This is a genomic window from Corynebacterium sp. 212_CJEI (assembly GCF_001055915.1).
Taxonomy (GTDB): domain Bacteria; phylum Actinomycetota; class Actinomycetes; order Mycobacteriales; family Mycobacteriaceae; genus Corynebacterium; species Corynebacterium jeikeium_D.
Genome location: NZ_JVPT01000045.1, coordinates 1 through 20,241 on the forward strand (window position 1 = coordinate 1; position 20,241 = coordinate 20,241).

20 protein-coding genes are annotated in these 20,241 nt (G+C 57.1%); 9 read left to right on the forward strand and 11 right to left on the reverse strand.

The features are described 5' to 3' along the window. Positions 1–374: 374 nt before the first annotated feature. Positions 375–872, reverse strand: coding sequence for a ferritin (locus ADB02_RS04050; RefSeq protein WP_049189726.1), 498 nt, complete (start codon positions 870–872; stop codon positions 375–377). Between the two features lie 103 nt (positions 873–975). Here ADB02_RS04050 and ADB02_RS04055 point away from each other — a divergent pair, with 103 nt between their 5' ends. The 3 genes from ADB02_RS04055 to msrB all read left to right on the forward strand — a co-directional run bounded on the left by ADB02_RS04055 (position 976) and on the right by msrB (position 3,606). Beyond that, on the forward strand, positions 976–1,788 hold the full coding sequence (locus ADB02_RS04055; protein ID WP_049189727.1) for a dihydrofolate reductase family protein: 813 nt from the start codon (positions 976–978) through the stop codon (positions 1,786–1,788). Positions 1,789–1,931: 143 nt separating this feature from the next. Continuing rightward, on the forward strand, positions 1,932–3,188 hold the full coding sequence (locus tag ADB02_RS04060) for a glycosyltransferase family 87 protein (protein ID WP_070827430.1): 1,257 nt from the start codon (positions 1,932–1,934) through the stop codon (positions 3,186–3,188). Beyond that, positions 3,181–3,606, forward strand: coding sequence for a peptide-methionine (R)-S-oxide reductase MsrB (gene msrB, locus ADB02_RS04065; RefSeq protein ID WP_048733231.1), 426 nt, complete (start codon positions 3,181–3,183; stop codon positions 3,604–3,606). Before ADB02_RS04060 ends, msrB begins: the two co-directional genes overlap by 8 nt. 91 nt (positions 3,607–3,697) lie before the next feature. Here msrB and hemQ read toward each other — a convergent pair whose 3' ends face one another. The 3 genes from hemQ to hemE form a co-directional block, all read right to left on the reverse strand. Next, positions 3,698–4,396 carry a hydrogen peroxide-dependent heme synthase gene (hemQ, locus tag ADB02_RS04070; protein ID WP_049173031.1) on the reverse strand — a complete coding sequence of 233 codons (699 nt, stop codon included), beginning with the start codon at positions 4,394–4,396 and terminating at the stop codon, positions 3,698–3,700. A gap of 84 nt (positions 4,397–4,480) precedes the next feature. Continuing rightward, entirely contained in the window at positions 4,481–5,959 is a 1,479-nt protein-coding gene (gene hemG, locus ADB02_RS04075; protein ID WP_049189729.1) for a protoporphyrinogen oxidase, read from the reverse strand. 105 nt (positions 5,960–6,064) lie between these two features. Beyond that, positions 6,065–7,174, reverse strand: a complete 1,110-nt coding sequence (gene hemE / locus ADB02_RS04080; protein WP_016422662.1) for a uroporphyrinogen decarboxylase — start codon at positions 7,172–7,174, stop codon at positions 6,065–6,067. 170 nt (positions 7,175–7,344) lie between these two features. Here hemE and ADB02_RS04085 point away from each other — a divergent pair, with 170 nt between their 5' ends. Together ADB02_RS04085 and ADB02_RS04090 are read left to right on the forward strand one after the other, a co-directional pair. After that, entirely contained in the window at positions 7,345–7,899 is a 555-nt protein-coding gene (locus ADB02_RS04085) for a DUF3000 domain-containing protein (protein WP_016422661.1), read from the forward strand. Between the two features lie 40 nt (positions 7,900–7,939). After that, the gene (locus ADB02_RS04090) at positions 7,940–9,241 is read left to right on the forward strand and encodes an HRDC domain-containing protein (protein WP_016422660.1); all 1,302 of its coding nucleotides are present in this window, start codon (positions 7,940–7,942) and stop codon (positions 9,239–9,241) included. Here the strand turns inward: ADB02_RS04090 and ADB02_RS04095 are convergent, their stop codons facing one another. The 3 genes from ADB02_RS04095 to dut all read right to left on the reverse strand — a co-directional run bounded on the left by ADB02_RS04095 (position 9,242) and on the right by dut (position 11,992). Further along, complete coding sequence (locus ADB02_RS04095) at positions 9,242–10,507, reverse strand: class I SAM-dependent RNA methyltransferase (RefSeq protein WP_016422659.1); 1,266 nt, start codon at positions 10,505–10,507, stop codon at positions 9,242–9,244. It abuts the gene before it with no gap. A gap of 134 nt (positions 10,508–10,641) precedes the next feature. Then, positions 10,642–11,421 (reverse strand): DUF3710 domain-containing protein, encoded by a 780-nt coding sequence (locus ADB02_RS04100; RefSeq protein ID WP_049189730.1) that lies wholly within the window; start codon positions 11,419–11,421, stop codon positions 10,642–10,644. Positions 11,422–11,539: 118 nt separating this feature from the next. Then, positions 11,540–11,992 (reverse strand): dUTP diphosphatase, encoded by a 453-nt coding sequence (gene dut / locus ADB02_RS04105; protein ID WP_016422657.1) that lies wholly within the window; start codon positions 11,990–11,992, stop codon positions 11,540–11,542. A 166-nt stretch (positions 11,993–12,158) separates the two neighbouring features. Here dut and ADB02_RS04110 point away from each other — a divergent pair, with 166 nt between their 5' ends. Further along, positions 12,159–12,635, forward strand: a complete 477-nt coding sequence (locus ADB02_RS04110) for a DUF3093 domain-containing protein (protein WP_049173043.1) — start codon at positions 12,159–12,161, stop codon at positions 12,633–12,635. A 109-nt stretch (positions 12,636–12,744) separates the two neighbouring features. Here ADB02_RS04110 and ADB02_RS04115 read toward each other — a convergent pair whose 3' ends face one another. Further along, positions 12,745–13,041, reverse strand: a complete 297-nt coding sequence (locus ADB02_RS04115; protein WP_016422655.1) for a DUF4193 family protein — start codon at positions 13,039–13,041, stop codon at positions 12,745–12,747. A 203-nt stretch (positions 13,042–13,244) separates the two neighbouring features. Here ADB02_RS04115 and ADB02_RS11245 point away from each other — a divergent pair, with 203 nt between their 5' ends. Continuing rightward, a complete protein-coding gene (locus tag ADB02_RS11245; protein ID WP_160310020.1) occupies positions 13,245–13,853 on the forward strand; it encodes a LytR C-terminal domain-containing protein in 609 nt (202 codons plus the stop codon). A 9-nt stretch (positions 13,854–13,862) separates the two neighbouring features. Here the strand turns inward: ADB02_RS11245 and ADB02_RS04125 are convergent, their stop codons facing one another. After that, positions 13,863–14,840: an inositol monophosphatase family protein gene (locus tag ADB02_RS04125; protein ID WP_049189731.1), complete on the reverse strand. Its 978-nt coding sequence runs from the start codon at positions 14,838–14,840 to the stop codon at positions 13,863–13,865. 34 nt (positions 14,841–14,874) lie between these two features. On the opposite strand from ADB02_RS04125, the gene ppgK reads away from it, so the two are divergent. After that, positions 14,875–15,630, forward strand: a complete 756-nt coding sequence (gene ppgK, locus ADB02_RS04130) for a polyphosphate--glucose phosphotransferase (protein WP_042388657.1) — start codon at positions 14,875–14,877, stop codon at positions 15,628–15,630. A 395-nt stretch (positions 15,631–16,025) separates the two neighbouring features. Continuing rightward, complete coding sequence (locus tag ADB02_RS04135; protein WP_049189732.1) at positions 16,026–17,588, forward strand: RNA polymerase sigma factor; 1,563 nt, start codon at positions 16,026–16,028, stop codon at positions 17,586–17,588. 318 nt (positions 17,589–17,906) lie between these two features. Here ADB02_RS04135 and ADB02_RS04140 read toward each other — a convergent pair whose 3' ends face one another. Both ADB02_RS04140 and ADB02_RS04145 read right to left on the reverse strand, forming a co-directional pair. Then, a complete protein-coding gene (locus tag ADB02_RS04140; RefSeq protein WP_049170921.1) occupies positions 17,907–19,514 on the reverse strand; it encodes an SLC13 family permease in 1,608 nt (535 codons plus the stop codon). 282 nt (positions 19,515–19,796) lie between these two features. Continuing rightward, entirely contained in the window at positions 19,797–20,237 is a 441-nt protein-coding gene (locus ADB02_RS04145; protein WP_016422649.1) for a hypothetical protein, read from the reverse strand. Positions 20,238–20,241 lie beyond the last annotated feature (4 nt).

Consider the following 20,241-nt stretch of genomic DNA (forward strand, 5'->3'; position numbering starts at 1 on the left):
TGCCAAGGTTAGGGTCGCGGGTTCGAGTCCCGTCATCCGCTCAGACCAACTCCCTTCCGGGTATCCGGGAGGGAGTTTTCGTTTAACCTTTGTTAGGCAACCAATTTCATCGAGTCCTACCGCTCCCCCGGGTTAAGCAGGAAAAATATTGTCCGGCGGGCGTCTCGGCTGGCAGGTTTTCCAATTCGGCGAGCTTTGCTGAGCAGCTCGCTCGTCTAAATGCTATGGACGGTCAGCCCATGACAGCTCCCCGAATTTCGGTTTGGCTGGACGCCAAGCCCATCAATTGATACCCCAGCTAAATAGAAATGACCGCCCTAGGCAGTTAGCCCCAGGGCGGTCATTTCTATCCAAACTGCGAACCGAGCTCGATATTAAGCTGCGTCGCGAGCGCCAAGCTCCCGGTCGATACGCAGCAGGCCAGCACCGTTGTCGCCAACGATCTCCAGGCGACCGATGATGCCACGCACGGTGTCCTCTTCCTCAATCTGCTCAACCACGAAGCTGTCCAGCAGCGGGCGGGAGTCGAGATCACCCTCGCTATCAGCAAGCTTGCGGAGGTTACGGATAGATGCCGAAACCTTCTCTTCATGCTCGAGAGCAATGCGGAATGCATCGATTGCGGAAGTGACCTTCACCTCCGGTGCGTCGACAGCACCAATCTGCGGGTGGTTGTCGCGAGCATCGAGGTGTGCGATGAACTGACTCGCGTGATCAACTTCCTCATCCGCCTGTGCACGCATCCACTCTGCCATGCCGGAGAAATCCAGCAGGTCCAGTTCGATTGCCAGCTGGCGGTAGACGTGGGAAGCGGTGAGCTCCATAGTGATCTGGTCGTTGAATGCCTTCTCAAGAGTATCTGTTAGTCGCATGCCCCTACTATAAGTCCAATCCTTATAAATGACAACGATTATAACACTTCCCTTATAAGCCACGCCTTGCCTATTCTGCAATCGTCGGCTTAACCTCGGCGGTATGGCTACACTCACCTCCGTAAGCCCATCGACCGACGAAATTCTGCAGTTTCTTTCTCGACCTGCGCAAACGACACATGATACAGCGGCGGCGTCTCACAACACCTCCACCGTCACGGCCATCGCCGTCACCAGCTTGGACGGACGCGGCGCCGTCGAAGGCACCTCGGGCCAGCTTGGCAACGACACCGATGCCACGGTTTTCAACACGCTTCGCGCGCTTGCCGACGTCGTTTTCGTTGGTACAGGCACCATTGCGTCCGAGGGGTACGGGCCAGTTGAGATACCGGAGTACCTAGAGGCCGTTCGACAGAAGCTAGGTCGCTCCGAGCACGTGGCGATGTCCACACTTTCGCGCTCGTTGGATCTAGATATAGAATCCGACTTTTTCGCGAATGCAGAAGTCAATCCTCCGATAATCTTCACCCCGACTGAGGACGCTTTTAATGATGAAGGAGCAAAGACCGCTCACAAGAACAAAGCTAAAAAGATGGAGTCGGCCGGGGCTCGCGTCGTTAAGCTCCCTAACCCCTCGGTAAAAGCGGCGTTAACCTGGCTGGCTGAACATGGGTATCGGGACATTGTCGTAGAGGGTGGACCGACGATGTATCGAGAAGCATTCAAAAAGGGGTGCGTCGACGAACTGTTCCTGACGTTGTCGCCGATGTGGGTGGGTAACGGTCCCCTGGCTTTCGGCGAGAACGACCCTGATGATGACGGGAACTCGACGAACCCGCAGGCTTTTGAAGTGCGGGATATCCTACGTTCCGACTCACACATCTTCCTACGCTATTCCCGCAGCTTCACCCAGTAGGGTGGAGTATTGTGAGTAAACCAAAAATCGACGTGAGCGCAAGCGCAACGGCATTAACGCAAACGTCCAAGGACACGCCAGAGACAAATTCGGTGGCTCCACGCCCTCTGTCTCGGCACGTGTCGCGAGGACTCAGCGCTTTCTTGTGGCCTATCGCAGCTGTGGTGATTTTTCACCGCACCTGGGTTTTGCCGAAAGACGTTTCTGGCACAGATGACTTTACGACCGTCTGGTCGGCAATTAATCGATTCGTATCGCAGGTACCCGTTTATTCGGAAGACTACGTAACAGCCGATCCGCACTATCTGTATTCCCCAGGCGCTACCCTACTTTTAGCCCCGATTGATTTGTTCGGCTCGCTTGAATCGGGCCGAATCTGGTTTGCGGTGTTTCAGTCAGCTGCAATCATTGCGGCAATTGTATTGCTGCTGAGGTGGCTTGGTATTGCGCGCTCTGGCCCCATCATTCCAGCGTCGATAGCACTGCTCTACCTCACGGAACCCGTTACCAACACCCTTGATTTTACGAACGTCAACGGTTCACTCTTCCTTGCATTAGTGCTGTTTTTTATTGCTCTGACCGAGCGGCGCAATATCCTGGCCGGCCTGATCATCGGTATCGCAATCACCATTAAACCTGTTTTCTTGCCAATGCTGTTCCTACCGTTCATGCGCAGGCAGTTCTCTACGGTACTGACCAGTATCGGAGTGGTAATTGCAGCCAATGTCATTGCGTGGCCGCTCATGGTCCAACCACGTGACTACCTAGATATCACCGTCCCCTACCTGGGAGTTGTCCGTGACTTTGCAAATGCTTCACTGACTGGACAGCTTGTTTGGCTAGGTGCCCATCCGACCCTGATTTTGCTGTGGCAGATCTTTTTCGGCATTTTCGTCTTGGTATCCGTCGTGCTCCTTCTTCGCTGGCTCGAAAGGGATGAGATATTCTGGATTGCTACGACTTCCGGAGTTCTCTTCACCGGCGCGTTCTTCCTTTCCAGCCTGGGCCAGCAGTACTACTCGATGACGCTCTTGCCAATGGTTCTCACCGTGCTTCGCCCATTGGTTTTGGCTCGCGACAATGAAGGAAATATTGGTTCGACAGTCATGTTGAATTGGGGCGCAGGACTCGGAGTCGTACTCTGTTTCTTCTACGCCAATTGGTGGATTGATGAAGATGACCTCTTTTTCCCGTGGTTCACGGTTGCAATCGGCGGTATTGGATGGGCCGTTCTTATTCTCTCCATCACGGCAGCACTCATTCGAATGACGATTGTGGATGCCGTCAATGGGCGTAGCTTTGCATCCGGCTTCAGCTGGCTGAGCGACTGGAAGATAGCAGGCAGGAAGTCTAATCAGGAATCTGATCTCAAGTCTGAGGAGGCTATTCAGAATGGTTGATTCGCATAGCGAAGACTGGAATCTGAGCGAAGAAGAATGGCGCGAACGCCTCAGTGCCGCGGAGTACCAGGTTTTGCGTCAGGCAGGTACTGAACGCGCCTTCACCGGTGAGTACACCGATACCAAGACTCAAGGTGTCTACCGCTGCCGGGCCTGTGGTTACGAGCTGTTTCGGTCGAACGAGAAGTTCGACTCTCACTGCGGTTGGCCATCCTTCTTCTCTCCACTAGCTGGAGACCGGATTATTGAGCGCCGAGACACCAGCCTCGGTATGGTCCGTACCGAAGTGCTGTGCAGTCGTTGCAAGTCTCACCTCGGCCACGTCTTTGAGGGTGAGGGATACAATACTCCGACCGACCTGCGTTATTGCATCAATTCAATTTCACTCACGCTCGAACCGGACAAGACGGCTGAATAACTAGATAGAGAAGCAGCGCCGCTGGTCAAAATCCCGTCAGTTAACGGGGCTTGACCAGCGGCGCTGCTGATTCTCTCGTTGATTGCGTGAGCTACGGCAGAACGTTGATGATCTCTGCGATGTCATCGACGCGACGTCCCGTGTGGAACGGAATCTCTTCGCGGACGTGCAGACGAGCCTCGGTGTAACGCATCTTCCACATCAAGTCCACAATGCGGTCGAGCTCCGGCCCCTCGAATGCAAGGATCCACTCGTAGTCACCGAGTGCGAACGCCGGGACAGTATTGGCGCGCACATCCGGGTAGTCACGACCGGCCATACCGTGTTCAGCAAGGATGCGGCGTCGCTCGGTCGGCTCCAGCAGGTACCAGTCGTAGGAACGAACGAAGGGGTAAACCGCAATCCATCGTCCCGGCTCTTCACCCATGATGAACGACGGCAGGTGCGACTTGTTGAACTCAGCTGGACGGTGCAGCGCAGCGTTCGACCAGTGCGGAGTGGATGCCTTGCCCAGCGGAGTCTCGCGCAGGAAGGCGTTGTAGAACGCCTGCAGGTCTTCCAGCTTCTCTGCGTGGATCCAGAACATGAAGTCGGCTTCAGCACGCATGGCCGAAACATCGTAGAAACCACGGATGATCAGATCAGTGTCTTCGTAACGAGCCAGGAATTCCTTGGTCTTAGCCACTGCCTCTTCGCGGTTATCACCGAGTGCACCTGGGGTCACCTTGAAGGCAGACCACATGGTGTAGCGGATGGTGTCGTTGAGCTTCTTGAAATCGAGCTTGGTCATTAGTTGTCTCCTAGTTCGGTTGAAAGGTTTGTTTAAAAACGATGGGTCAGCGCCAGTTTCGTACTCAGCACCAATCTCGCAGCTTTATGCCAGCTCCGCAGCAATCTTGCTGGCCGCAGCCTTGGCGTTGGAGATACATTCCGGAATGCCCGGGCCACTGAGCCACGCCCCCGTTGCTGCAAGCTTAGGCACCTCGGCCAATTCCTGGCGAGCAAAATCCATCAGGCCGCCATGCCCCATATCGAAGCGTGGAATCCCCGCCCACCAACGCTGGACGAAAACCGCAGTCGGTTCAGCATCAAAGCCAGTCGCCTTAGCCAAATCCGCCTTTGCCCTGGCGATGAGGTCCTCGTCGCTACGATGCACGTGCGAGTCATCATCAAAACGGCCGAAGCTTGCCCTCACAACGGCACCGTAGCGCTCACCAATATGTGGCCACTTCCGGGACGACACTGTAAAAGCTTTCGCGGACAGGTCAGCACCAATCTCGCACAACACGCCGTTAATCTCCGGCAGTCCTTCCGACGAGTCGAAACACATACCGACCACCGCCGAGTTCGACGTGTCTACCCCACCAATGAGCTCGGCCGCCTCTGGCGCAAGATTGCTCAACAGCTCCGATGTGGTTGCAGAAGGTGCCGCCACGACAACGCCGTCGACGTCGATAGTGCTAACGCTCGTGCCGCTTTCCGACGGCAGTTCCACAGTGACCTCAAAGCCATTGTCATGCTGCCGCAGACCAGTAGCCTTCGTCGACAAGAGGAGTTCGGCTCCCGATTCGTCGACAAGCGTGTTGTAGAGAACCTCGAAGCCATCGCGGAACGTTTGGAAGACCACCGGTCGATTCGTCTTCGTCGAGTCTGTCGCAGCCTCACTGCTCAGACGCGCCTGCTGCGCCTGCTTACGTGCTTCCAGAACGCGCTGGACAGCGCCGGTGAGGCTGACATGATCACCGACACTAGCCATTTCATCAAGCGCTGCCGCCAACTGTGGGATGGTCGCACGCAGGCCCAGGTCGTATGCGGTGGTTGAGTAGACGCCTCCGAGCAGCGGGGAGACGATGCGGTCAACGACTTCCTCACCGAGCCGCGCCGCGACCAGCTGGCCGACATTCATGTCGTCACCCAGTACCCAGTGCAAGGCTGGAGTGAGCTCGGGGTTCGACTCGGCATCAATCTTGGCGAGGGTGGCCTCGCTGAGGAGGTAGCCCAACCCTTCTGAACTTCCTGGAATACCGGTGACCGTGTTACGCGGAAGGTCCTTGAGTTCACCGCCAATGTAGAGCTTGGAAGGCAGCCCCGAAGGGGCGACTAGCTGATCTGCCAACCCGAGTTCCTTGAAAAAATCGGTGGCATCGTGACGGAACGCCAGGTACGCCTCAGCGCCCGCTTCGAGAGGGCCGTTAGTTCCTGTTCGAGTCTTCAGCTTGCCGCCGACCTGTGCACTGGACTCGATGACAATTATTCTTGCGGCGGGTCCGAGCTTTTTACGCAACTCATACGCTGCGCTCAGGCCGGAGATACCGCCACCTATGACGGCAATGGTAGAAGGTTGTGCAACCACGGTATTTCGTACGCTTTCTCTATGCCCGCGCCTCGAGCGGGCACGGTCGATAAGACTTGTAGGAAATTAGCTAGTGCGTGTTTTACACGCCTGTTGCGTCGGCTTTTACGTTGCGTGAATGATCTCAACGGCGCGCGTAATCGCGTCGGCATCGGTATTCGGTAGCACCCCGTGACCCAAGTTGAAGATATGTCCACGGGCGTCACCACGCTTAATTGCACGGTCCGTCTCAGAGCAGATGCGCTGAATCTCTTGGGTCATTGCATCTTCACCGGCAAAGAGAATCGCCGGGTCAAGGTTGCCCTGCAATGCAAGGCTGTTTTCCGCCGGGTCTGCGCCTCGGTGAACGTCGGAAAGCGTGGCACGAATGCGGTTGGCAGCAACGTCCAGTGGCACGCGCCAGTCGACGCCCATGACTTCTGGGCCGGCTTCAGCCATCGCACCGAGAAGCTCGCCGGTGCCCACACCGAAGTGGATGCGCGGAATGCCGGCGTCGGCGACAGCCTGGAAGATTTCCTTCGAGTACGGCAACACAAAGCGGCGGTAATCACGCTCGGTGAGATAGCCAGCCCAGGAGTCGAAGAGCTGAATAGCGTCCACACCAGCGCCAATCTGCGCGCGCAGGAAAGCAATCACCATCGGAGTGATTTTCTGCATCAGGTGATCCCACAATTCAGGGTCCGAGTGCATCAGCGCCTTAGTGCGCTCGTGATTGCGGGATGGACCGCCTTCAATCAGGTACGACGCCAAGGTGAACGGTGCACCGGCGAAACCAATGAGTGCCTGGGTATCAGTCAGCTCTTGCAGAATGAGGCCGATACCCTCGGCCACCGGAGCGAGTTGCTCTTCCGTGACTTCCGGTAGAGCCTTGATGTCTGCTTCCGAGCGCACCGGAGTATCCATTACTGGACCGCGGCCAGGAACAATATCCAGGTTGACACCCGCAGCCTTCAGCGGCACGACGATATCGGAAAAAAGAATCGCAGCATCAACGTCGTGCCTACGTACCGGCTGCATAGTAATCTCAGCGAGCAGTTCCGGACGGAAACAGGAGTCCAACATACCGATGTCCTTGCGCACCTCACGGTATTCAGGCAGTGAACGACCGGCTTGCCGCATAAACCACACCGGGCGGCGCGACGGAGTTCGACCGTAAGCTGCATCAAGAATCGGGGCATCAGTCAAAGTGCGACGATTGTTCATACGGACAATCATGCCCCACTTACCTTAGAAATTGATGTGTGGGGTACTAAGAACAGGGAAATCGCTCGCCCTGCTGTGCGTTTTCGACGAACCGCTTGGTCGCTTCCCACTCTTTTCGGCGCGCCTCCCACTAACGCAAGCGTCATATGGCTAAGTTCAGGCGCGTGAATGGAACCGATTCAATGCCACAGAACTTCCGCGCCGCGGTCCAGTCAATGCACTCTGCTGAACTGCGACCTGAGATTGCTCTGGGCACCGTTCGGCCACCGCAGAAGCTGGCACCGTTTAGCCACGCTGTCTCGCTTGAGGTCACGCAGCCCGAAGCTGATATCGTCCCCGAGTCCTCGGACGACGATGCCTTTGGTCGTTTAATTTTGCTCCATGACCCCCGCAGTGAGGAAACCTGGGACGGTGACATGCGCTTGGTTGCATACATCCAGGCGGATATGGACGCCTCCCTCGCGGAAGATCCGCTGCTTCCCCAGGTTGCCTGGCAATGGCTCACCGAGGCTCTGGCTGAGAACAACGCCGAACTGTCGAACTTGGGTGGCACGGTGACTACTACGAACTCTGTCCGCTATGGCGAGATCGGCGGCAAGCCACAGGCCTTTCAATTAGAAATGCGCGCATCGTGGACTGCTCGTGGCACCGACCTGCGCACCCACGTTGAATCCTTCGCTCAGGTACTAGCGAACGTCGCTGGTCTGCCACCCGTCGGCGTTTCCCTGCTGGGCTGATACCGGCGACTGCTGATACCGACGACCGAAGAGGCGTGCGATGAGCTCCGACGTGGAAACTAGTCCCGACGTAGAAGTAAGACTTGCCCCAGCCGAGGGAACTCCACGCGTGCTTTCTGCCATCGACGACATTATTGACGCCGGTGAGCAGCTGGCCAAAGGACACGGTTGGCTCGCAGTCGATACTGAACGAGCTTCGGCATATCGCTACGACGACCGCGCCTTCTTGCTTCAATTTCGCCGCCGTGGAGCGGGCACCTTTCTCATCGATCCCGAAGATGGTCGCAAGGCGATGGCCGTTTTCGGTTCCTCAGTCAACGACCTGACCTGGATTATTCACGCCGCTCATTCTGACCTTCCCTGCCTCGCAGCTCTGGGTCTCTACCCCACCAAAGTCATTGACACTGAGCTGGCCGGCCGCCTTCTCGGCCTGGAGCGAGTCAACTTAGCAGCTCTGACAGAGCGACTCCTCGGAGTTGGACTTGCCAAGGGGCACGGTCGAGAGGATTGGTCTACTCGTCCACTGCCAGCAGATTGGCTGGACTACGCAGCCTTGGATGTCGAGCTGCTCATCGAACTCGCCGAGGTTCTTTGTCAGGCGCTGACTGAGCTCGACCGTTTGGAATGGCTGGAACAGGAATGCGAACGCGAACTCGCTCTAAACCGTAAATACCTCGATGGTCTGCACGTCGGACACTCGTGGCAGGGGCTCAAAGGGATTGGGAAGCTGCGCACTCCCGAACAACTTCACGTCGCCCGTGCACTGTGGACTGAGCGTGACGAAATCGCGCAGCGCCGTGATGTCTCCCCAACACACGTCATGGGTCACAGCGTTCTACGTACAATCGCAGAACAACTCCCCGGTACGCAGCGTGAACTAACTGCAATCCGTGGATTTCCACGTCGCCGTCGCGGTGCCGCGGACGCTTGGTTGAAGGTCGTTAATGAAGCCCGTCAGGAACCCAGGTCGTCATGGCCGAAGCCCCAGAAGCAGGCTCCCAACCAGATGCCCCACTTTCGCCGTTGGGCTGAACATGCCCCACAAGCCGCCGAGATTTTCGAAACCACGCGAGACTGCATCGACAACGTCTGTGCCCAAATACACCTGCGCAAAGACACACTCATCACTTCCGCGCAGACACGTGAACTGGTGTGGTGGATTCACAGCCGCGCAGTCGGCTCATTCGTATTCCGCCACCACGACAACTACGCTGGCGGCCTGCCAGCCGTTACAGAAATCTCCGCTCACCTCAGGGAACAGGGTTTCCGCCCATGGCAGGCACATTTGCTTGCCGACGTGATCGGCGCCAACGTTCTTGCGCCCATGCGGCAGCCACTCTAGCTACAGCTGCTCCAGCACCGCGATGGTTTCAAAGTGATGCGTTAGACCAAATGCGTCCACGACCTCGAGGTGTTTGAACGCGTAGCCGTAGTCAGCCCAGTACCGGGCATCGCGGGCAAAAGTCGCCGGATCGCAACCGAAATGTACGACCGTGCGTGGCTTGGCTTCTGCAATAGCGGCAATGGCATCCTTACCAGCACCGGAGCGCGGAGGGTCGAGAACGACGATATCCGGGTTTGGTGTTTCCGCATTAGCAACTTCGCGGCGCACTACCTTGGTGACATCCCCGGTTACGAACCGGACTGGTGCCGCAGGCGACGCATTTCCACTGTGGTCAGCTGCAGTGAAAGCCTTGCGCCCCGCCGTCGCGGCCGCGGCAAAACCCTCGACAGAGAGAATTGAACCCTCTGCGTCAACTAGCTTGCGCAGTGCCGCCGACAGAACGCCTGCGCCACCGTAAAGATCCCAACCGCAGGAGAAAGACTGACCAACCAACAGGTCGATGATGCGCGATCCATAGAACTCAGGGGCATGGCAATGGGCTTGCCAAAAACCGGTCGTCGGCACATCGAAAGTAATTCCGTGAACGGTGTGCTGTGTAGTTGGCTCGCCTTCAATCAACGTTTGCGTGCGGTTCCTGCCGCTGCCGGAAACGTATACAGCACTTCGGTTACCCTCCGTGTCCATGGCCACATGGAGTTCTCCTGGCTTCGGCTTCTTGCTCCCTCGACCGCGAGCAGGCTTAGCAACAGGGATGGTTCCGGCCGTCGAAAAGCCAGCGATGAGATTGGGTACTGTTTGGACGCACTCGGAGCCGATGACGAGCTCGTGGGAACGGGAACGACGTAATCCCGCTCGTCCCTGGGAATCCACACCCAGCCGCACGCGCGTGCGCCAACGGGAGGTCGGAGCCAGTGGAAGAACATCGATAGCTGGCAGCTCGTCGGCGGTGAAACGTCCAAGACGGCGCAGGCAATCGGTCAAGACATCAGCCTTGAGACGCGCCGCGTGCTCAGGATCAATAAAACCCCAGTCGCAACAGCCCGCGCCCTGCTGAGCTGCTTCGCAACGCTGCGAAATTCGATGCTCTGAGGCATCCAGAACCTCAACGACATTGCCGCGCCACAGCTTGGCATCAGGTTTGGCAATTTCGACAACAACGCGTTCGCCGGGGATACCGCCGGTGACGAAACCGATTCGTCCGTCGTAGCTGGCAATGAATTCTCCGCCGGCAGCGGGACGGTCAATAGTCACTTCGATGTTCACGCAGTGTGATACTACCCGCTGACAAGAGAAAAGCCGCCGTCGGGTGACGGCGGCGGGCAGTGCACAGTGGCGCCTGCAGATCCTTTTCTAACTGGTCAAGTAGCTAGCTTCTCTCTGCTGGCGGGTTGACCAAACTAATTGGTGGAGCCATCCGGGTTGATACCAGTAGCGCCTGGCACCTGCCCGGGTTCACCTTCAGCTTGGGCAGCCTGGGCCTGCTGCTGGTATGCCTGACGAATCTGCTCGGCCATCTGGGACGGCAGCGTAACCGGAAGCGGCTGACCTGCTGGCATCGGGTTTTCACCGCGCGAGACGAAGCTACGGGCAAGGAGACCGCGGGCGAGATTTGCGAGTTCCTCCGCCCGATCAGCCGGACCGGAAGCCGTCATGCGAAGCATCCAACGCGGGCCGTCGGCGCCGATGATTCGCATTTCCATATCGGAGGTGCGACCTACGACCTCAGAACCCCACGGCCCCTGCTCGACGTGGACATCGAGGCCATCGGACTCAAGACCGTCCTTGATTTCCTGAGCGGACTCCTCCCAGAGGCCGCCCGACGTCGGAGCAGCGAATGCTACAGGAGTTACGCGGCCATGCTCAGTGGCGACGTGCAGCATGGTTGGACCTGTCGGCCCCATCTCCACCTGAATATCACCAACGTGAGGAATAGGCAGCAGCATCGAACCGAGGTTCAGGCTGGCCTTCGCGAAGTCCGAAAAATCAAACTGCGTCGGGCTAGCGCTGTTGATGTCGAAGGGGCCGTTTGCTGGTGCGTTCTCCGCGGCGGTTTCCGACGCGTCGTCATGCACGGTTGCGGTAGCCTCCTCAGAAGCTGGCGCCGCAGAGTCGGTGGTAACGGCCTCTGCCTCAGCAGCTGGTTCTTCTGGCTGGTTCTTCTTTCCAAATGGCCACATGGTGGTTTATTGACACCTCGCTAAAAAGAAATCTTTGTATACGCTTTTGTAAACGCTTTATTGAGCTCTTCACGCATTGAACCACACTTGGTAGGGTCCCCGCGCTGTCAGAGGCGTTTTAAAGCGTCGTGGACACTCCGGTTGACCCGTGACCTCCCACGCCGCGTTCAGTTTCATCGAGCTCATCGACTTCCACCAGCGGGCTGAGCTCGACCTTCTGCACAACCAATTGGGCAATTCGATCGCCCTTGGCGATCTCCACCGCATTGGTCGGGTCCAAGTTGATCAGGCAGACTTTAAGCTCACCACGGTAACCGGCATCAATCGTGCCGGGAGCGTTGACGATGGACAGCCCCTTTTTGAAAGCCAATCCGGAGCGAGGATGAACCAATCCCACTGTGCCCGCCGGCAAAGCAATGGCAATACCGGTTCCCACGAGCGCCCGCTGCCCTGGTGCTAGGATGACATCCTCCACTGAGCTCAAATCCACACCGGCATCATCGGCATGCGCACGCTGGGGAATCACAGCGTCTTTAGCGAGCTTTTTCACTTGCACCGGGGCATAAGTCATCTCTTTGTACATCCTTCGCTGTCGCGTCTTTTAAGAACCGCACTTCGGCCTTGTCAGTACCGAGCATAGCCGTGCCCTAGAATGGATAACCGTGAGTGGAAAAGATAACCTGCAGCCTCGTCGCGACGACAGCTCAGCATCCGTCTCTGAAGGTGCGGCAATAGCAATGAGCTCGAGCGGAGATTCATCGATTGTCTATTCCGAAAAGCTCTGGGTTCCCTGGTGGTTCTGGGTACTCGGCGCTGCTGCCGTTTTTGTATGCACGGCCCAGATTGGCTTTAACCGTTCACCGATTTGGCTTGTCATCGGCGGCATTATTTGTCTGGCCGTGGGCGTGTGGGTGCTGTTGACTATGTCGAAGACCACGGTGTCCGTGGAAGTGGACAGCACTGGTGAACGCTGGCTTCACGCTGGCACGGCAGTTTTGCCAGCATCGGTTGTTGCCAAATCCCTGGTGGTCCCGAAGTCCGCGCAGCGCAATGCGTTGGGCCGTCAGCTCGATCCAGCAGCGTTCCTGGTTACACACACGTGGATTCCCACGATGGTGCTGCTAGTCCTCGACGATCCGGACGACCCCACCCCCTATTGGCTGGTCTCCACCCGCCACCCCGAGGCACTGCTTGACAGTCTCTTCGACCGCTAGGTCAAATCTCTCACCGCCGCTACACGCTTGCCGACGGCCCCAGCGCCGCCAGAACCGTGGTAGTGGCGGTTTTCCTTTTTCCTAGGAAGCTATCCCGGCTGTGCGGGGATTAGGCACAGTCCTGACAGATGGGGAATCCATCGCCGTTATCGATTGCGATCATTGAGCGGTGCATCACCATGAAGCAGGAGCCACAGGTGAATTCATCCTCCCCCTTCGGGGCAACATCCATATCGAATTCTTCACCCGCGATGTCGGCAACCGGCAACTCGAACGGCTCAACAATTTCGCCGTCGTCAGTGTCGTCGATTTCCTTCTCAGCAGATGCAGCCTGAAGGCCCTCGAGGGAATCGGTCTCCAGCTCTTCGGTTTCACGAGTACGCGGGGCATCGTAGTTTACAGCCATGTCCCAAACCTTCTTTCTGGACCTTTGCTAGACATTGTGAACTGACTTTTTCTCGGAGAATACAACGCGTTGAGACGATTGACACCCTGTACTCTCCAGCGCCTTTCTCAGCGGATATTAAGGCAATTCACGCAATCTGTCATCTCTGCAGGTCAGAATAGGTTTCTATGCCCATAAGCCGAGGAGAGGATAACATGATGGCTATGAGTTCAGGCCCCGCGAGCACTTCGAGCACATCACATCGACGAAAAATTGTTCCCTACGTGGTGGTTTCCGTCGTTGCTGTAGTGATTGCCGCTACGTTGTGGGTATTGGCATTCCGCAGCCAACCGGCAAGTTATCCGGTGTCCTGTTCCCTCCCCGCGGCTGGGGCCCCTGTTTCCTCCACCACGCTAATCGGAGAGCACGTCGTTCCACCGTCGGATGTTCATGTGCGCGTTTATAATGCCAACGGCAAAGTCGGCCAGGCTACAACCGTCGCCGAGCAATTGCGGCAGCTCGATTTTGTCCTCGATGAGCAGGTTCCCTACGGCAACGACCCTATTGTGGAAAACCAAGACCTCGGTTGCTTCGGCCAGCTGCGTTATGGCGAGGACTTCAATGGCCACGCCGCGGCGCTTCACGCTCTTTTCCCCTGCTTTGAGCTCATCCACGATGGTCGGCCGGATGCAACCGTCGATGTGTCGTTGGGTAAGGGGTTTAAGGATCTCGAAGTAGCCAGCCAGGTTGAGGAAACGATGTCCGCATTGAACCGTGGCGAACAAGCCGACCTAGAGGGTTTGAGCTCGTTAGGCTCGAGCACCTGCTCCTAGACCGACGCACTAATTCCTAGCCTTCGCGATAGCACCATCCAATGCCTCGAAGAACGCATCGGCAACTTCAGAGTTCGCCGCACCGACACCAAAGTCGAGCGGGTCTCCCTCCGGCCGGCCAGTAACGTTGGCACACTGAGTGAATTCCGGGACCCTAATCCTTGCGCCTGCTTCAGCCGCAATCAGAGCACCAGCTGCATAATCCCAAACCTTGATGTCGTGTTCGTAATACGCATCAACACGGCCGTGCGCCACCATGCACAAATCCAGCGCCGCCGATCCCATGCGCCGAATATCTCGACACTCCCCCAGCAACTGCGACGCTATCCGGCCCTGCACCTGCCGGAGACTAGCGGAATAGCTGAATCCCGTTGCCACAAGTGTCTTTTCCAGCTCGGCCGTTGGGGAACAACTAAGCGTCTGCACAGTGCCGTCCCGTCGAGAAACCTGAGCGCCCTCTCCCTTAGCTGCACTGTAAATCTCTCCCGAGGACGCATTTGCCACTGCACCCGCCACTACCTCATCGCCTACGGCGCAAGCGATACTCACGGCACAATTGGGCAGGCCGTAAAGGAAATTCACCGTGCCATCAATGGGGTCTACAATCCAGGTCACCGCTTCGCCCTCGTTGGCAGCCTGCGCTGGGGAACTCGCGCCGTCGTCAAGCCCGCCTTCTTCGCCCAAAATGCGGTCAGAGCTGCTAAACGTCTTGATAAGCGAACGAATGAGCTCCTCAGATTCACGGTCGACGACGGTGACGGGGTCAACAGCTGAGGACTTCGTTTCGGAACTTGCTAAAACGCCATCGGAGCCGAGTTCGACCCGACGACTGGCGATGTGCGCCGCGGCTGCGCGGGCGATAAGTACCGCGCGGTCACGCAATTCCCCGACGCTGGGCCGCACGGACCCGGGGCTATTCGGTGCAGCAGACCCCCTATTATCCGCGTTGTTAGCGAGTTGTTCGGTGCCATGCGAGTTATTGCTCATGCCCCCATTGTGTCTGTTTCGTACAATTTGAGCTATGGGACAACGAATTGGATTTGGCATCGACGTGGGAGGCTCTGGAATCAAGGGTGGCCGCGTAGACCTTGAAACTGGGCAGCTTATTGGCGACCGCATTAAAATTTTCACGCCACAGCCGGCAACTCCGGAAGCGGTTGCGGAGACCATTGCAGAAATTGTGGACATTGCGAAGTGGGATTCCGATGTCGGCATCACGATTCCGTCCGTCGTACAGAATCAGATTGCCTTGCTGGCCGCCAATATTGACGGTTCTTGGGTTAATACGAACTGCCAAGAGCTCTTCGCTAAATACCTGCCCAACAACAAGGCACACGTGCTTAACGACGCTGACGCTGCCGGCCTCGCTGAAGTCCAGTTTGGCGATCCGGGCAATAAGACAGGCGCCGTGTTGTTGCTAACTTTTGGTACAGGCATCGGCTCGGCGCTTATTCATGACGGACTGCTCTACCCCAATTCGGAGTTAGGCCACCTCATCATTGATGGCATGGAGGCCGAACACTTTGCATCCGCGAGAGTTAAGGATGTGGAGGGGCTCGGCTTCGAAGAGTGGGCTGAGCGCGTGAGCAAGGTACTTAAGACCTACGAGGCGCTGTTTTGGCCGTCACGGATCATCGTCGGCGGCGGAATCAGTCGCGAACACGAAAAGTGGATTCCGCTGTTGACATGTAAGACTCCAGTTGTCCCCGCAAGTCTGGATAATAATGCGGGTATTGCTGGCGCCGCCTTTGCAGCTGACCAGGGACTTTACCCTTAACCACTTTCATTTCTTATATGGGGATTGGCAGCTACGTGTCGGGCGTGACACGTGCTTGAAACCATGCCCCGTGGCGGCGATTTTCAGAATTGGTTTACAATAAGAAGTTGACTCACGGCAAGGTTGAATAATCAACAGGCTCGAGGAGGATTGGGAAAATCGAATTCCAGCGCACTGCTTCGATGAGGATTTTCACCGATTACTTCTTCGCTAGGAGCCAGAAAGCAACACTGATGACCGTGGCACGAAAAGGTCAGCTCTGAATGTTTTCCATTCGGCTAGTTGGCTATAGACGAAGTAAAGGCGCACCACTGGCGCGTTGAGCTTCTCTTCGACCGAGAGAAGCTGGCGGCGGCTTTGGCGGCGCACACAACGTACATCGTGAAAGGGCGTTCGTGGCAGGCAACGAACTGGGGCAAGCTCAGGACCAATCCACCGGGAGTGGCACCGGTTCAGCTACTCCTGCAAAGAAGGCTGTAAAGAAGGCCATCAAGAAGGCAGTGAAGAAGACCGTGGCAAAGAAGACTGCCGCGAAGAAGACTGCTGCCAAAAAGACGGCTGCTACCAAAACTGCGGCGAAGAAGACGACCGCTAAGAAGGCAGCGGCCAAGAAGACCGTGAAGAAGGCGGCCAAGAAGTCCGTCGCTAAGAAAACCACGCGTAAGGCCGCCGCCAAGAAGGCAACTAAGCGGACAACGGCTGCGAAGGCCACCGCGGCCAAGGCTGCTGCAGCGAAGGCGAAGGACGCGCAGGCTCTCGACGCAACTGAGAACGAAGAGCTCGAGGACGAGGAACTCGACCACGACTTGGAGCAGGAGCAGGACTACGACCCGGATCTGGATGATGACCTCGAAGACGATGATCTTCACGACGATCTGGATGATGACGACCTCGAAGACGACGACCTCGACGATGATGAAGAAGAGGACGACGAGAACGAAGACGAAGACGAGGATGAAGAGGACGAGGGCGACGAGGTCTGGAACGAGGACGAGTCCGCTCGTCTGCGTCAGGCCCGCAAAGATGCTGCCCTCACCGCCTCCGCCGACTCTGTCCGCGCCTACCTCAAGCAGATTGGTAAGGTCGCGCTGCTGACTGCCGAGGAAGAAGTCAGTCTGGCAAAGCGCATCGAGGCCGGTCTGTACGCGCAGTACAAGATTGACGAGGCCAAGGAAGCCGGCGAGCGCATCGCTTACGCTCAGAAGCGCGACTTGCGCGAGATTTCTCGTGACGGTCAGCGCGCCAAGAATCACCTGCTCGAAGCCAACCTCCGTCTTGTGGTGTCCCTGGCAAAGCGCTACACCGGCCGTGGCATGGCTTTCCTCGACTTGATTCAGGAGGGCAACCTCGGCCTGATTCGCGCCGTCGAGAAGTTCGACTACACCAAGGGCTACAAGTTCTCCACGTACGCAACCTGGTGGATTCGCCAGGCAATTACTCGTGCAATGGCCGACCAGGCTCGAACCATTCGTATTCCGGTTCACATGGTTGAGGTCATTAATAAGCTCGGCCGTATCCAGCGCGAGTTGCTCCAGGATTTGGGCCGCGAGCCCACTCCGGAAGAGCTCGCTAAGGAGATGGACATCACCGAGGAAAAGGTTCTCGAGATTCAGCAGTACGCTCGTGAACCCATTTCGCTGGACCAGACCATCGGTGACGAGGGCGACTCCCAGCTCGGTGACTTCATTGAGGACTCAGAGGCAGTCATCGCTGTGGACGCCGTCAGCTTCACGCTCCTCCAGGACCAGCTTGGCGACGTTCTGGAGACTCTCTCCGAACGTGAAGCCGGTGTCGTCCGCTTGCGCTTCGGCCTTACCGACGGCATGCCACGTACCCTGGACGAGATTGGTCAGGTCTACGGTGTGACGCGCGAGCGCATCCGTCAGATCGAGTCCAAGACGATGTCCAAGCTGCGTCACCCATCGCGTTCGCAGGTGCTGCGCGACTACTTGGAGTAAAGCTTTAACCTGGAGTTGTTCAGGGGCTAACTGCTTGACTAGAAAAATCGGGCTTGAATGAGGTTTCACACCTTATTCAAGCCCGATTCTTCTTTTGGTGTCAGCGCTAGTGAGTTACTGACTGCGTTTATGTCAAAAATAGCCTGAAAAATGGCCTGAAAGTGTCATAAACTCACACAGTTTCACATTTGCAGCCAAAAGCCCCGAACCACCAAAGTGGAACGGGGCGAAGGAGTATCTGAGCAACGCTAGGCGAAGCAGTCCGGTGGCGGTTCAGCGCGCTGCCCCACCATCCACTACGGGCTACTACATACCCAGCTAGTACACGACGCCGAATACCCACTGCAGCAGCGTCAGCGATGCCACAGAAATCACGATCAGTGCGACGACGTTCAGCCAAACACCGGCCTTGACCATGTTGTCCATGCTGACGTAGCCGGAGCCGTAGGCGATGGCGTTCGGCGGTGTTGCAACCGGCATCATGAAGGCCGAAGTAGCTGCCAGTGCAACTGGAACGGCGAAAATCATCTGGTCGTGGCCCAGACCGATTGCCATCGCACCAACCAGCGGCAGGAAGGTCGCGGCCGTCGCGGTGTTAGAGGTGAACTCGGTCAGGAACAGCACAACGGCGCCGACGACAACCACGAGTGCAGCCACTGGCATCCAGCCGAGAGTAGACAGCTGCTCGCCAATCCAGTCCGACAGCCCAGAGGCACCGAACTGCGAGGACAGTGCGAGGCCACCACCGAACAGCAGCAGCACGCCCCACGGCAGCTCTAACGCATTTTCCCAACGCATAAGCTTAACGCCATCAGGACCGCCCGGAATAATGAACAGCGCAATACCCACGGTCATTGCGATAACCGCATCGGCAATCTTGGTGTCGGGCAGCAGCACCGGAACAAAGACCCACGCCAGTGCCGCCGCGATAAACACCAGGAGCACTCGGCGCTCTCCAGTCGACATACGGCCAAGGCGCTTCAACTCGTCACGCATGAGTTCGCGCCCACCTGGAATATGCGTAATCTCCGGCTTAAACAGAACATTTGTCAGCAGGAACCATGCACAGAGCATGAGCACAACCGCCACCGGGACACCGAGCAGCATCCACTGGCCAAACCCAATATTGACTCCCTGCTCCGCCATGTAGGCCGCCAGCATAGCGTTCGGAGGAGTACCAATAATGGTGCCCAGCGAACCAATCGATGCCGCGTAAGCGATACCCAGCATCAGCGCGATACCGAAGTTTGACTTTGGCATCGGGTCATAGCTTGACGACGACTCCTCGGCCTCCTCCAGCGCATCCCCACCGGGGGTTTCAGCGACGGATTCACTCGCAGAGCCCGTATCCTCTGCAGCAACCTTTTCATCGTGCAGCATTCGGACAATGAGGCTCAGGACGGACACACCGATTGGCAGCATCATCACGGCCGTGGCCGTGTTGGAGACCCACATCGACAGGAAGCCAGTAGCCACCATGAAGCCGAGAATCAGCATCTTTGGTGACGACCCCATGAGCACCAGAACCCACAATGCGACGCGCTTGTGGAGGTTCCAACGCTGCATCGCCAGCGCCAACAGGAAGCCGCCCATAAAGAGGAAGATGGTCGGGTCTGTGTACTTGCCCGAGAAATCCTTAATCTCCGCGAGGTTGAGAATCGGGAATAGAGCCAGCGGCAGCAGAGCCGTAACGGCAATCGGGATAGCCTCGGACATCCACCACACGGCCATAAGCACTGCTACACCTGCGGTTGCACGCAGGTTGTGATCGAGCTCAGCCGGCATAAAGAAGTACACGAGCAGGGCCAGGATGATACCGAGTCCTAGACCGGTGCGCTTACGGAAAAGCTCTCGGCTGAGGTATCCACGGTCTTGTTGGCCAGGTGACAGTTCCGGGGAGTTGTCGCGCGTAGATGTCGCTGCCACGATTCACGCTCCTATTTAATAATCAGCAGACATCCTGTATTGCACGCATGTTCAAACGTTTACCGCATGTAGGGGATGCCAAATGTGGGTACTTTCTGACACCAATATCATTACCAACACTCGGCCAAATATGAGATTTCACTAAGAAACCCCCGGCCGAAACTGCAGGCAGTTGGGCTTCGGGGGTGGATTACGGGGTTAGCTCATTTCCTGATTGCGTATCTGGCGTTGACCGAAAACTCCGGGCACAAAGTAAGACCGCCATTGATGTCGCTTCCGAACTCACTCCGATTGCTTCTTTGGCTGATCAGTACCCATCTGCTTAGAGATGCACTCGGCATACTCTCCAGAGGTGCGCTCGAACTTCTCGCACTTCGACATCGCATCTGATGTCGACGAATACAGCATCAGCGACACCACGGCGGCTGCAATACCCGTCACAATGCCGACCACGCCCAATCCGAACGAACCGCTGATGACCGCGTCTCCCCCGGCTGCCTGCACGCGTTTCTTGGCACTCATTGCCTTCGCCATCGCGATGATGCCCAGAACAATGCCAAAGACACCGAGGATGCCACCAACAATCATCCAGGACATCAAGAGTCCGCCGACGCCAAAGATCAGTGCCAGCACGCCAATAGTCCGACCGTCATTGCCTGGTACAGCTGACAAACCACCGCCGGTCAATTCTGACGGCCTCGACTTATCACTGCTTGCCGACATTCTT

Coding starts and splice junctions, on each gene's coding strand:
- ADB02_RS04125 (WP_049189731.1), bottom strand. CDS start 14,840: ATGAGCAATAACTCGCATGGCACCGAACAACTCGCTAACAACGCGGAT.
- hemQ (WP_049173031.1), bottom strand. CDS start 4,396: ATGACCAAGCTCGATTTCAAGAAGCTCAACGACACCATCCGCTACACC.
- hemE (WP_016422662.1), bottom strand. CDS start 7,174: ATGATTGTCCGTATGAACAATCGTCGCACTTTGACTGATGCCCCGATT.
- ADB02_RS04055 (WP_049189727.1), top strand. CDS start 976: ATGGCTACACTCACCTCCGTAAGCCCATCGACCGACGAAATTCTGCAG.
- ADB02_RS04110 (WP_049173043.1), top strand. CDS start 12,159: ATGAGCTCGAGCGGAGATTCATCGATTGTCTATTCCGAAAAGCTCTGG.
- ADB02_RS04145 (WP_016422649.1), bottom strand. CDS start 20,237: ATGTCGGCAAGCAGTGATAAGTCGAGGCCGTCAGAATTGACCGGCGGT.
- ADB02_RS04115 (WP_016422655.1), bottom strand. CDS start 13,041: ATGGCTGTAAACTACGATGCCCCGCGTACTCGTGAAACCGAAGAGCTG.
- ppgK (WP_042388657.1), top strand. CDS start 14,875: ATGGGACAACGAATTGGATTTGGCATCGACGTGGGAGGCTCTGGAATC.
- ADB02_RS04050 (WP_049189726.1), bottom strand. CDS start 872: ATGCGACTAACAGATACTCTTGAGAAGGCATTCAACGACCAGATCACT.
- ADB02_RS04100 (WP_049189730.1), bottom strand. CDS start 11,421: ATGTGGCCATTTGGAAAGAAGAACCAGCCAGAAGAACCAGCTGCTGAG.
- msrB (WP_048733231.1), top strand. CDS start 3,181: ATGGTTGATTCGCATAGCGAAGACTGGAATCTGAGCGAAGAAGAATGG.
- ADB02_RS04085 (WP_016422661.1), top strand. CDS start 7,345: ATGCCACAGAACTTCCGCGCCGCGGTCCAGTCAATGCACTCTGCTGAA.
- ADB02_RS04090 (WP_016422660.1), top strand. CDS start 7,940: ATGAGCTCCGACGTGGAAACTAGTCCCGACGTAGAAGTAAGACTTGCC.
- dut (WP_016422657.1), bottom strand. CDS start 11,992: ATGACTTATGCCCCGGTGCAAGTGAAAAAGCTCGCTAAAGACGCTGTG.
- ADB02_RS11245 (WP_160310020.1), top strand. CDS start 13,245: ATGAGTTCAGGCCCCGCGAGCACTTCGAGCACATCACATCGACGAAAA.